Annotated in this window: 8 protein-coding genes; all 8 read right to left on the bottom strand. The window is 40.5% G+C overall.

The features are described 5' to 3' along the window. Positions 1-24 precede the first annotated feature (24 nt). Positions 25-3,165, bottom strand: a complete 3,141-nt coding sequence (locus EOD41_RS01310; RefSeq protein ID WP_164849856.1) for a SusC/RagA family TonB-linked outer membrane protein — start codon at positions 3,163-3,165, stop codon at positions 25-27. Between the two features lie 81 nt (positions 3,166-3,246). Continuing rightward, on the bottom strand, positions 3,247-4,323 hold the full coding sequence (locus EOD41_RS01305; protein ID WP_127702975.1) for a DUF4961 domain-containing protein: 1,077 nt from the start codon (positions 4,321-4,323) through the stop codon (positions 3,247-3,249). Between the two features lie 13 nt (positions 4,324-4,336). Continuing rightward, a complete protein-coding gene (locus EOD41_RS01300; protein WP_127702974.1) occupies positions 4,337-4,771 on the bottom strand; it encodes a DUF5004 domain-containing protein in 435 nt (144 codons plus the stop codon). Positions 4,772-4,806: 35 nt separating this feature from the next. Further along, positions 4,807-6,633 (bottom strand): RagB/SusD family nutrient uptake outer membrane protein, encoded by a 1,827-nt coding sequence (locus tag EOD41_RS01295; protein WP_127702973.1) that lies wholly within the window; start codon positions 6,631-6,633, stop codon positions 4,807-4,809. A gap of 345 nt (positions 6,634-6,978) precedes the next feature. After that, positions 6,979-7,800 carry an alpha/beta hydrolase gene (locus tag EOD41_RS01290; protein ID WP_127702972.1) on the bottom strand — a complete coding sequence of 274 codons (822 nt, stop codon included), beginning with the start codon at positions 7,798-7,800 and terminating at the stop codon, positions 6,979-6,981. 42 nt (positions 7,801-7,842) lie between these two features. Beyond that, a complete protein-coding gene (locus EOD41_RS01285) occupies positions 7,843-9,234 on the bottom strand; it encodes an SGNH/GDSL hydrolase family protein (RefSeq protein WP_127702971.1) in 1,392 nt (463 codons plus the stop codon). Positions 9,235-9,271: 37 nt separating this feature from the next. Continuing rightward, positions 9,272-11,224 carry a glycoside hydrolase family 97 protein gene (locus EOD41_RS01280; RefSeq protein WP_127702970.1) on the bottom strand — a complete coding sequence of 651 codons (1,953 nt, stop codon included), beginning with the start codon at positions 11,222-11,224 and terminating at the stop codon, positions 9,272-9,274. Between the two features lie 5 nt (positions 11,225-11,229). Then, positions 11,230-13,551, bottom strand: coding sequence for a GH92 family glycosyl hydrolase (locus EOD41_RS01275; RefSeq protein ID WP_205780466.1), 2,322 nt, complete (start codon positions 13,549-13,551; stop codon positions 11,230-11,232). Positions 13,552-13,574 lie beyond the last annotated feature (23 nt).

Raw genomic sequence — 13,574 nt, 5'->3', positions numbered from 1 at the left:
AATTCTTTTCTAATGTTAATCAAATTAAAGCTTAACGCTAACACCGGTATTTATAACCCTTTGTATGAAATACGGATAGTTTTGACCGCCTGTATTATTTGGAAAAACCTCAGGATCCATGCCCTGATAGCCACCTTGAGTGAATAAGTTTTCACCATTTACAAACACTCTTATACCGGCAACACTTAACTTTTTAACCCATGTGTATGGCAAGTCATACCCGATCTCAGCATTCTTGATACGGAAATAATCTCCTGATTTCATCCAATAACTTGAGCTTTGATAGTTGTTGGTACCACCCAGCGCCAGGCGTGGCGATGTTGCTGAAGCAGCTGTTTCCGGTGTCCACCTGTTCAAGATATTTTCATATGGCTGGCCGTATGGTTGTGCCGGTACGCCAAACCCGAAGTTGGTACCAAGGAAAGGATAGGTAACCTGGCTAAGTACATTGATATCGCGGTTTACCACGCCTTGTAGAATCACGCTTGCGCTAAAACCTTTATAGTTAAATCCTAATGTAGTACCATAAAAAATCAGTGGTTTGTTATTACCTATCGGCACAGCATCAAACTGATCTATGAAACCATCGCCGTTTTGATCTTTATATTTTATATCACCGGCTTGCAACGGTCTATTTTCATTTCGTACACGCGCACCGGCAGCGGCTTCTTCAGCGGTTTGATATAAACCTTGGGCCTCATAACCAAATGTGGTGGTTACTGGCCTGCCTGTACGGCGCATGCCTTCTGTTGGTGTGCTTAATTCATCTATAAATATCCATTTAGATGCCTGTACTGATCCGTTTGCTGAAATAAAATAGTTAAAGTTGCCATTATTACCCTGATAAGTTAAGGTAAGCTCCCCGCCTTCATAACGGGCCTTACCTATATTTTCGGCAGGATATCCGGTACCGATAAGCGCAATGCTACGGCCGCGTTGCATTAACAAATCGAAGTAATTATCGCGATAGTAATCAGCAGTAACCTGAAAATGATCATTAAATAGAGATATGTCAGTACCGACATCAAACTTATCGGCTTTTTCCCAACTCATATTCGGGTTAGATAAAGCATCCTCAACTTGCACAAAAACTTGCGCATGGTTTAAGCCCACCATGTATGAATCCAGGCTTGAGCCATAAGTTTGCCTGAAACCGTAGTATGAATATCTGTCTACAGTATTATCACCTGTACGGCCAAAGGTTGCACGCCATTTCCAACTGTTTATCCAGCTAAAGTTATCCTTAATAAAGTTTTCTTTAGCCATTTGCCAACCTAAGCCACCGGCATAGAAAAAGCCATTTTGATTTTCCGGATTGTATCTGTTGTATCCGCTTATATTACCAGCAGCTTCAATAAAATATTTTCCTTCATAATTGTACCCTGCTTTTAAAGCACGGTTTTGGGTAACAGCCGAAAGGTCAAAGTTTGATACAATGCTACGGTTATCATACAATAACGAACCGCTTACATTGTGTTTGCCAAACTGCCTGTTATAATTTAATGACGCTTGCCAAAAGCTGAACCTTGCAGTTGATGCAGTGATAAAACTGTTACGCTGAGCTGAAGGGTTACCAACTGTAGAATACTTATTATCTTCGGCGCTAAACAAATATGTTTGGTTAACCAGGGTGCGGTCCATCGCATCAGTTGACTGGAATGCAATGTTTCCTTTCAATTTGGCAGATAATCCTTTAATAGTATTATCCAAGTTGTAGTTGATATCCAGATTAGTTAAAATGTCGTTACTTACAGTATTGGTATAACCCGAATATTGTGCTTGCGACAGCAGGTTATTTGTCCATTGGCTGGTACCACCAAAAGTATTATTCTGATTAAGCGCTGGATATATATAGTTAGGTGTACGGTAAATATTAGCCAGTAGGTTATTTATACCATTATAAGGGGCATTGCCACGTTGCACCCTACCAAATACCTGCAATTCAACAGTAACGTTTTTAGTTACGTTTACATTGATATTTGAGTTAATCATATACCTGTCAAGGTTAGCATTAGTGCTGTATGGTATACTATCAACCATTTTGAATATACCACCCTGATTAAAATAGCTTAATGAAACTGAATACCTTGCTACGTTTGAACCACCGGTAACATTTAGCTTATAGTTTGTCATGCGCGAATTTTTGTTAAGCAGCATATCAAACCAATTTTGATTAGGATGTCCATAAGGGTCGCTATTATTACGAAATGCATCGATATCCTGGGCAGTATATATTGGCGATAAGCCTTCATTTTGTAATGCCTCATTGTACAGGAAAGCAGATTGGTAAGCAGGCAATGGATTTGGCATACCAAGCGATTGCATAAAACCGGTTTGCGCGGTAAAGTTAATACGCGGACGGCCGGCAAGCGGCTTTTTGGTTGTAACCAATAAAATACCTTTCGAGCTATTTATACCAAGTAATATAGTTGACAACGCGTCTTTTAACACTGAAACCGATTCGATGCTTTCCGGATCAAGTGAAGATATTTCACGTTGCACTCCGTCAATAACGGTAATAGGTGTTTGCCCTCTTAAGCGCAATTGAAATTCAGTATTATCTGTTAATGATACGTTACGTGATCCCGATTGAACAAATTGCAAACCAAACTCAGCAACGCTTAAGGCAGAAGGCACGCCGATATTTGCAAAATTGCTTATTTGATTAGTGTATAAACCTGCAAGTTGTCCAGGCAAGGCATATGTATATAATGAGCCCGGTGTTGTACGCAATTGATTGGTATAAATAGTTGAAACTGAACCCAGTACTTCTGATGATCTTTTGGTTCCGTATAAAACATCAACCACATCAGGTTGCTGTATGTAGTTATCAAGTAAGCGTATAGTAAGTTCTTTGTCGTTTAAAACCTTCACCTCATTAACAGTTAAATTAGGATAGGTAACTACTAATACGCTATTTACAGGCGCGTTTATACTAAATTGACCTTCATCATCAGTAATGGCATTTACGGTGGTGCCTTTTACCATTACTTTTGCACCTTTTACAGGATGCGCATACTGGTCAATTACCTTACCGGTAATTACACCGGGGGTACTTGCCTTTACAGCGGTAGTATCCTGAAACGATGCATAAGTTGTATTAACCAATGCAAGCATCAGCACAATTATACCGGTAAAGCATTTTTTTAAGTAGCAATAAAGCATAGAGTCGGATTTAAATTGTTGTCTTAAATAATTAGGTTGCATACCGGAAAGCCTTCTGCTTCCCGGATTACAAAACGGTTATTAGTTACACCTTATGAGGTAAGCAAAATCAACATAAGGATCTTCCTGCAAGCCTACTTTATTAATATCGTCGGCTCTTGTTACCGTAGCATTATCAGTAATATAGTAGGTAATGCGTGCAAGTGGTTTGTTTGATGTATCAAATGCATCAGCCGGCCATATTGTACCTAAAAATTTCCCGCTTGTACCGGTTGTTTGCTTTAACTCTACGTTTTGTGTTAATTTTAACGGAAGCTCAGTATCATCGGCAGCATAACCTACCATTGACATGTATAACTTTGTATTACCCCCTCTTGGGAACGGGCTGTTTGCTACAAGGTTGTTATCAAATGTAAACGATACTAAATCATTAGAAGAGCCTTTTGCAGGACTTGGAGTAATACGTTGAGGTTGACAGTAATTCACTGTTTCGCCAGAAGTACCGCCGGTTATTTCAAAACATTCTTTTGTTTTTGATGCATAGTATCCGCTGGTATTAAATGTCACACCGTTAGCACCATCCGCATAAAAACCGTGAGCTACATCAGTAAATGCATATAACATATCCACGCCACCATTCACCTGGTCGGCGCCTACCATCATATCAATGGTAATGGTACCCGTCCTTGGACTATCGCCGTTCTCACCTAAAATGTTATCGGTTTGATAAACAACCCACTCCACATCATCCACAAAATTGCCGCCATTTCCATATTGATTTTTAAATGCCTCTGCCCAAGTTAAGCCTTCTGGTTGGGTAGCCGGTGCATTGTCTTGCACCGGACTCATAGGATGTGGTTTGCCATCGCCCTGATCGAATACATATGTTAGCTTCAGATCATGCTCTTTTACTTTCCATCCGCGGGGTACGCAAAAACCAAAAATTATAGGTGAATTCCAAGGCGGATTTCCTGAAGCTACGTTTACCGGCTGCACCCTAAGTTTTACTTTAACAGTAATTCTTGAACCAGCCGTAGCTGAATCGGGCTGTTCTACACCATCAACAAAGTATGCACACGCGGCAACCATGATACCTATTACCAGGGTGGCGCATACCATCCACAGCGTTTTTCCTTTTATTCTGATATTTAAGTTCATAAAATCGTTGTAATTAATTTCTTTGCAGTGTGTAAACGTAATTTGTATTGCTGCAGCCTACTATGGTAAATGGAACGCTCAGCTGCCTGTTACCATTAACGTTAGGAAAATTAAAGGGGATAGTTTTGGCGCTTCCTCCTGCAGGGTTAAACGATATAGAGAATGCATACTGATTATCATCAAGATTAAAAGTTCCGTTGTCGCTTACCAAAAAAGGCAGTTTGTTTTCCAACGTGTAATTATTCCCTTCAAACACCAATTTAAATTTACTGAAATCATAAGTGTTAGTAATATCTGCACCGTTGCGGGTAACTTTTAAAATACTCCACGTGCCCGAAACATCTTTAACCGCTTCATTTACAGGTTCAAGTTTCTCTACTTTGCATGAAGTCCAAAGCATTAACAGCAGTACTGCACACAATAAATTAACTTTATAAAACATTTTCATTTTATTTAATATAAAAGTGATTTTACAATATTGTATTAATAGCCAGGATTTTGTTTCAGTTTATCTGACTTGTCCACTTCATTTTGTGGCAGTGGCCATAAGTACATTGCCGGCGCTCTGAATGTGTGGCGCTTTATATTAACCACTTCATATGTCGGCGTTGTGTCGGTATCAGAATCACGGGTAACCTTCATACCTTGCGCGGTAATATTTTCGGTTTGTTCAGCAATACCCCAGCGCCTAACATCCCAAAAACGTTGCTCTTCAAACGCAAGTTCGATACGGCGCTCGTTTTGGATTACTTTGCGCATTTGTTCTTTGGTCATACCTGGTTTCAATCCATATAACTGGTCAGCGCCTGCACTAATTCCAGCACGTTTACGTATTGCCTTAATACAGCTATACACACTGTCAGTAGTACCACCCGGGCCGTCAAATTCATTTTTTGCCTCGGCAAAATTTAAAAGAATTTCGGCATAGCGCATAAGCGGTATAACTCGTTTTGAGTTGTAAAACAATGTAGCAGGTACTGCTGTAGGATCATACATCTTACGATTGTAATACCCCGTACGTGTGCCGGTTGGAAATGCATCCTGCCCTGCACCAATACCATTAGGTAATACATAAATGTCTATTGGTGTTGGGTCTTGAGCTAAACCATTAACTGTTCTTACGTTTACTAATGTTTGATCATGTATGATACTGTAATTTAAACGTGGGTCACGATTGGCATATGGGTCAGCAGCATTGTAACCTGAAGCTGGATCATCAATAGGCAATCCGTTGCTCATTAAGAAAGCATCAACAAGGCCCTGGTAAGGATATGCACCGTTAGCGCCGAAACGCGACGGCGGATAAAATAAATTTTCTACATATGTATTATCACCAAACATCCATGGAAATATGTACTCAGGATTCCCGGTACGTTTAGGAAAAAGATCACGGAATCCTTTGCCAGGGTCGCTAGCATTATCTTCATTTAGAGAAAAAGTACCCGCCTGGATAATTTCAGCAGCAGCATTTTTGGCAGCCGCCCACCTTGATGCACTATAGTTTGCATAAGCGATTGATTCGCGCACGGTAGCATCAGCATTTTTCCATGGAAAGTTAGCGTTAACCGATGGATCAGGATTAAATAACGGGCTTGCTGCGTATAAAAGCACGCGAGACCTCAATGCTTTACAAGCCGAACCTGATGCACGGCCAAAATATGACCCTGTTTGTGTTAGTGGCAATGTTTTCTCAGCAATGTTACACTCTGAAATAATATAATCTACTGTTTGCTCAAACGTTGCACGCTGAGTGTTAATTTCATCGGTATAATTATACAACGTGTCGCCAACAATAGGCACACCTCCATAATGTTTAAGCAAGATAAAATAGTACCATGCTCTTAGAAAATGAGCCTCAGCTATCATCTGGTCTTTTAACGACTGATCGATAGGGGTTTTAACTATACTTCTGAACAACTGGTTAACAGCGCGGATATTGTTATAAGGAATTCTATAGGCATCGTCAGTTACACTGTATGAATTAATGGTACCAGTTGCAAACGCAAGCGCCGTTGATGAGTTTTGATTTGGTGATTCTGCTTCATCTGATGCTGATTCAAGGCCACCTGTAGGTATTGCCTTTCCAAACGGGTCGAATATAAAACGATCGTACTTGAAGCTCAAGCCTACATTTGAGTATATATTGGCAAGAAAGGCGGTAGTGTTTAAACTATCCCTGAATATAGTATTTTCATCAAGGTTGGTTGTAGAAGTTGGTGTGAAAAACCCACCCTTTTTACACGATACCAAACCTGATGCCATGAAAGCGAAGAAGACAAATGCAATAACAGGAAAGTAAATTTTCTTCATATTAACGTGTTTATAATTATTTTCAACTTTTATTGAAGTACTTAAATCAATTTAGCGAAAGGGATATCCCTAACGAACTGTTGTTTATAAATTCTTTATGGATTAATTTTAATTGGTTATAATTGGCTATTAACTGAAGATAAAAGTAAATTATTTAATACAATCTCCAAAACTTTTTTTTCTTAACAGCGTATAAGCGCTTTTTTTATCTCATTTATGCACAGTACATACCCTATAGAATGTATGTATTCATGTTTTTAAAATCTCGCATTTGCAATAACCAAGCTACTATATAAAAATTTTAGTAATGCGTTCTTCATTTTCTTAACAAATTCCCAAAAAAACTCAATTTGCCGCTTTTTTAAAGAATTTATCAAAAAACAGCGACTGATACTGTATCGCGTTTCCCCAATATTCCCATGTATGCCCACCCGGACGGCTTATAAATTCATGCGGGATATTCATGTCTAAAAGCTTAGTATGTAATTTTGTATTAACATTATAAAAAAAGTCTTCACTGCCGCAATCAATAATTAACGCCAAAGAATTTGGCGTAAGTAAATTAGTAAGATTAATTACCGTGTTGTCATCCCAGCGTTTTGGCTGATCAGCGTATTTACCTAAACGGTCGGCGATATTCCAATTTAACGGGAATGGACGGATGTCTACCCCGCCGCTCATACTTCCAGCCGCACCAAAGGTGTCCTGATGTCTGAACGCAAGATATAATGCGCCGTGGCCACCCATACTAAGCCCGGTTATTGCTCTGCCCGAGCGGTCTTGTATGGTTGAATATTTATCATCGATATATTTTACAAGTTCAACTGCTACATAGGTTTCATACTTCCACGCAGGGTCAACAGGGCTGTCAAAATACCAGCTTGATACATTCCCATCCGGGCAAACAATTATGAATTTGTATATATCGGCAAGCGTTTTGATCACAGGCGCTGTCTTAATCCAGTCATCCTGGTGACCGCCGTAGCCATGTAGCAGATACACCACCGGATATTTTTGTGATACTGAGTATCCATCAGGCTTAATTACTACCGCCTTGATATTCTTTTTCATTACAGCGCTGTATGTCAACGCAGTATCTACTGATGATGCCCTTGATACTGTAAAATACAGCAAAGTGAACAAACTTATAAAAACTACTTTTTTCATGTAATTATGTACAAACAAAATAATCAACTCTGCTTAATGACATTAATTAGCCAAAACCAGTTCAATTTTTCGTTTTAGCGGCTTATTGATTGTATATATCTCGTTAACAATAGCATCCATTTGTTTTTGCCATGCATTTCTCACTGCTTTATACTGCGCTCTTGTATAATTTTCACGGTTTCCGTTTATAAAAGGATTGTTTTTTGAATACTTAGTTACAGTATCTAAAGCGGCCTTATCTTCGGCAAAAAGCTTACCTTTTTCTTTAAGCAGATCAAATTCTACATAAGCATATTTTCTGAAGCGAAGCTCAATATCAAGCCTTTCTTCGTTAAGAATACTTATTTGAAGCGCTTGCTGATATTGTGGTGTCCATATCTGCTCAGCAAGGTTGATACCTGAAGCCAATTGTTTGCTATCCCATTTACCTATCTCCTGTCCGTCAATCAACAATTTGTAGTTACCTTTTTTAAGTCCTTTTACAGTAAGCATTTCCCGGTTAAACTCCTGCGTAAACGGAACCAGTTTAAGTCCGTCGGCCTGAGATTTTTTGTTACCCCAAAAACGTGAAATGGTGTCAACCGGATAAGGTAATGAATTGGCCAGGTAATCAAACGATACGCCTGTTTTACTATTTACGACATTACTAACCGTAGCGTTTTCTGATTTCTCAATTTTGTTTCCATTAATAGCTACATCGGCAACCGGCTTGTTTGCAAAACCTTGTGATTTTAAAAACTGATAAGCCATAACCATGTGCCCGTCATTATCAGGGTGAATACGGTCGCCGGGAGTAAGGCTGAACAGGGAATCAGTTTCCTGACCTTTTTTGTTAATGGCTAACATTGGGTGATAGAAATCAACGGTTTCCCATTTCCTGTCATTTGCAGATTGCTCCTGAAACTTTATAACATTTGCAAAAGCTGTCGCTTTACCCGGATAGAAGTTTTTCGGGTTGCTTTTGGTAGTAGAGTCGTATGGTGAACCTAAAATTAATATTTTACGAATGTTTGAAAGTTTAGCAAGCTTGTCGGCGGTAACATTATAGCTTGCAAACGATTTTGCTAAACGCTTCTTCATGGTCTCCTGCGCATCTTTAGCAAACCATTCAAAATAACCGGTATCATTCATACCCCATGTAAAAGTTAATACAGTAGGATTTTTAGAAAGCACATCATCCTCAAGGCGGTCGCCCATTTGTATTACGTTATCACCACCTATGCCCGCATTTACGCATGTAATGCGTGTATTAGGAAAATGTGTCATATAATAAAGCCAGATATATGAGTGATAATGCCCGCCATCGGTTATGCTGTTTCCTAAAAACACCACCCTGTCCCCTTCTTTAAACGGAGCTACCGTTTGTGCACTAATCGTTTTAGCCGAGCATAGGCACACCAATATACCTGCCAATAGTTTTCTGCCTGAATTCATCAATTGGTTTATAATTAATTTGCTAAATGTAAATGATTTATTTGAGAGGTTCAAGTTTTGCTACCCATCCACCATCCTGTACCATCCTGATGTCGATTGATTCGCCTGCGATAATAGTTTTCTCAATACGTTTAAAGTCCATCGCCTGCACGTCGGCGTTTATCCCGTCCTGAATAAGCGTGATCTTATACTTAACTCCTTTCTTCAGGAAATCTGTTTTGATAGTTAAATCACGCGATTTGCTGTTTGTCATGGCGCCAATAAACCACTTTTCACCTTTTCGGCGTGCAGTTATAATGTATTCGCCTGCAGATCCGTCAAGCACATGGGTCTCATCCCAGGTTACCGGTACTGACGTGATAAAGCTTGTAGTTTCAGGCTCGCGAAGATAGTTGAAAGGATTATCAGCCAGCATTTGTACGCCGCTTTCAAACACCACATACATCGCCACTTGATGCGCACGTGTGCCGATGCTCATTACGTTAACCCAGTTTGCCCGGTAATCTTTTTGATGGCCTGAACGCATAGCACCCGGTGTGTAGTCCATCGGACCGGCGGCATTACGCAGAAAAGGCAAAAACAGGTTGTTGTTTGGTGTCGCAAATCCACCGCCTATGTTCTGCTCCATACCCACTACGCCTTCATACGAAAGCACATTAGGGTAAGCAACTTCAAGACCTGCAGGTTTAAAAGCGCCGTGAAAATCAACTAAAATGTGATGCTTGGCAGCTTCTTTAGCCACCCGTGTATAATAGTTTACCATCCATTGGTCGCTGCGGTCCATAAAGTCTATCTTCATGCCGGCAATTCCCCATTTTTCAAGCGTCTCGAAAATGTTAAAATTGTTTTCGACAGCCAGCCAGGTAAACCATAGGATGATCTTTACATTTTTCTTTTTGCCGTAAGCGATCAATTCCTGTAGATTAATAGTTGGATTCGGCTCAAATGGGTTAAGCGTAGTTTTAGCCCAGCCTTCATCCATTATTATATAAGGTATACCAAACTTCGAAGCAAAGTCAATATAGTATTTATAGGTATCCTGATTGTAGCCCGATTTGAAATCGACACCATACACATAGGCATTATGCCACCACTCCCAGGTAACCTGTCCGGGTTTTATCCATTGGGTATCTTTAAGCTGATTGGGTGTAGATAGCTTATACACCATCTGGTTTTCGGGCAATTTCGCGTCGTTATCGGTTATCACCATAAAACGCCATGGGAACGAGCGTGTGCCCGCGGTTTTGGCGATGTAATCAGCTTCTTTCTTAATCTTCACACTGCGGTCACCGTCAGGGCCAAATGTTAAGGGTGCCTTAGGAAAAGTAGCGTCCACCTCCCTGTCGCCATCCGGTTTTATAAAAAGGCATGGATAATCGTACAGATCTGCCTCCGATAGCAATACCCTATATTTTGGTGTACCGAAAAGTATAGGCAAAACACTTTTTTTATTGCGGTTTACATCTTTAAGATTACGTTTCGCATAAAGTATCTCATAAGCTGTTTTGAAATTGTCGGTTTCCAGATACGAGGTGGTAACACTATCAGCAAACGAAAGATGAACATTTTCGCTGTTGATCTCAATAGAATCCTTTTTAGCTGTAATAAATCTATAAGCAATACCATCGTTATAAGCCCTGAACTCCACACTGTAATCACCTTTAAAATCAAGCCTGAGCAGGTTATAATTATTTACAACCTTACTGTTCTTAAGTGCAACAACAGGGTATGAAACAGTATTTACTGTTGAAATCGTCTTTTTTGATAAACGCGGTTTATCGCCAAGGTTTTCTTTACTAAGATTAAGTTGAAGATAAGAGTTACTAAGTACCGCGTTACCGTTAAAGGTAACCGAATAGGCTATCTTGTTTTTCAGATCTACAGATACCTTTATCCGCTTATCAGGTGAATACAAATCAATTGGCGTAGCAGCTGTTAATTGCAACGTAACGGCAATTAATAAGCAGAAGGTGAGTAAACTTTTTTTCATGACCATTACTTTTTAGCGCCCCATTGCGATGGCTTCGGACCCATTACCAGTTCAAGGTAGCCACCTGCCACAATCTGGCTATAGTCAATATAGCATTTATTATATGGCTTACCATTAAGGCGCGCGCTTTGTATATAGATATTTTTTGCAGAGTTATTTTTAGCCGCGATGGTAAATGTACCACCTGCTACTTTAAATACAGTTTTGTCAAACGACGGACTGGTGATCTCCTGCCTGGTATCACCCGGGCAAATTGGGTGTATGCCCGCAGCTGCAAGTACATACCATGCCGACATCTGTCCAACATCCTCATTTCCAACCAACCCTTCAACTGAATTTTTATATGCACGGCGTGTGATCTCACGTGTCCATTTTTGGGTAAGCCATGGATAGCCTATCCTGTTGAACAGGAACGGCACCTGATGCACCGGCTCATTGGCGTGGTTGTAATAGTCGTTCCACATCATGTTTTCAGGTGTTTTTTCGAACATGTGTATCAAATCGGCTTTTACGGCTTCATTGCCACCCATTAACCTTACCATACCTGCAACATCCTGTGGTACAAACCAACCTTGCTGATATGGGTTTGTTTCAAAACAGCCATACCACTGGGTAAGTCTGCCTGAATCAGGCCAAGCCTGCCAGCTGCCGTCTTTTGTACGCGGACGGAACCATTTTTTTTCAGGATCAAAAATGTTTTTGTATGCCTGGCCGCGTTTGTTGTATTTTACGTAATCGTCTTTTTTACCAAGAGATTTTGCCATTTGGCCAACGCACCAGTCGGTATAAGCATACTCAAGTGTAAGCGCAATCCCCGCCCCATCATAACTATAGCCTAAGTCACCATTGCCAAATTTTTCTACGGAACCTACCGACAATTTGTAAGCTTTATCTACATCATAGTTACGAATGCCTTTTGAGTAAGCATCGGCTATCATTGATACAGCCGGGTTGCCAAGCATACATCCACTATAGGCATTTAATAGCTCCCAGCGTTCCAGGTAATTTTTATCTTTCTCGTCTGCAAGCGTAACCAACGAGTTGATCATATCATTTACCAACGTAGGGTTAATGATGGTTTGCAAAGGCATCTGGCTGCGGAACACATCCCATCCACTAAAAATGGTACGCTTTTGAAAAGTAGTTGGTTTATGCGGTTTGTTATCGCCACCATTGTAAGTGCCGTCTACATCGGTAACAATACGCGGATCAATCATGGTGTGATAAAGCGCTGTGTAAAACACGATCTTTTCATCTTTAGTACCACCAGTAATGGTTGCTTTTGATAAAGCGTCGTTCCAAAGCTTTACAGCTTTTTGTTGCACGCCGTTAAAATCCCAGTCTGGTATTTCAGCTTCAAGATTGTTTTTTGCGCCTTCAATACTTACAAATGAAATGCCTGTTTTAAGCAGTACCTGCTCATTATTACGGGTAGCAAAACCGGTATAAAATCCTAAATGCTTGCCTTCTTTTTCTCCAACATTAGGTAATACATCGGCAGTAGCTATCAGGTGCTGATAATCGTCGCTTACAACAGCCTCAAGCTTACGGCTTTGGCCTTCGGGAATGTTAGCGCTCCATATGCCATAGCTTTTTAAAGGCTTGCTGAATTTTGCGTAGAAATACACCGTGTAGTCGGCATGACCATCACCATTACCCCAGCCACCGCCATCAGGTGTACATTTCATCCAGCCTTGTATGGTATTTTCATCAACAACCTTAACATATTGTAACGTTGATGTACCTCCCACCCTTCTGGCAAGGTCAATTTGAATACGTGAATCCTTATTTTCAGGAAAAGTAAAACGAAGAATACCACTGTGCGGTGCGGCGGTCATTTCAGCTTTTACTTTGTATTTATCAAGCATAACGGAATAATATCCCGCACTTGCTTTTTCGCTGCTTTTGGTGTAGCGCGAACGGTAACCCTCTTCAGGGTTTGCCAACTTTCCCGAAAATGTATTTAATTTGCCTGTGGTTGGCATCACCAGGAAGTTACCAAGATCGCCAAACCAGCCGATGCCGCTCATTTGTGTAAAAGCGAAACCTTCAATACTTTCATGCTCGTAGCTATATCCTGAGCCATTATCGCCCCCTGTTATAGTATTCGGACTAACCTGTACCATACCATAAGGTGTTGTTGCACCAGGAAATGTTTTACCAAGCCCATGATAAACGCCTGCCTGTGCAGTGCTTGTACTGGCACCGATAAAAGGGTTTACATAGGAAGCAGGGCTTTGCGCCTTAACTTCATTAGGGACAATAGACAACGAGAAAGGCAATAAGCCTTGCATAGCGGCTATAACAGCCAGGGTTTTTAACTTCATTTATTGGTTTACGGCTTAATAAT

Source organism: Mucilaginibacter limnophilus (genome assembly GCF_004005815.1).
In the GTDB taxonomy this organism is placed as follows: Bacteria; Bacteroidota; Bacteroidia; order Sphingobacteriales; family Sphingobacteriaceae; genus Mucilaginibacter; species Mucilaginibacter limnophilus.
Note: the sequence above shows the minus strand (reverse complement) of the source record. Positions and strands in the feature narration are given on the sequence as shown.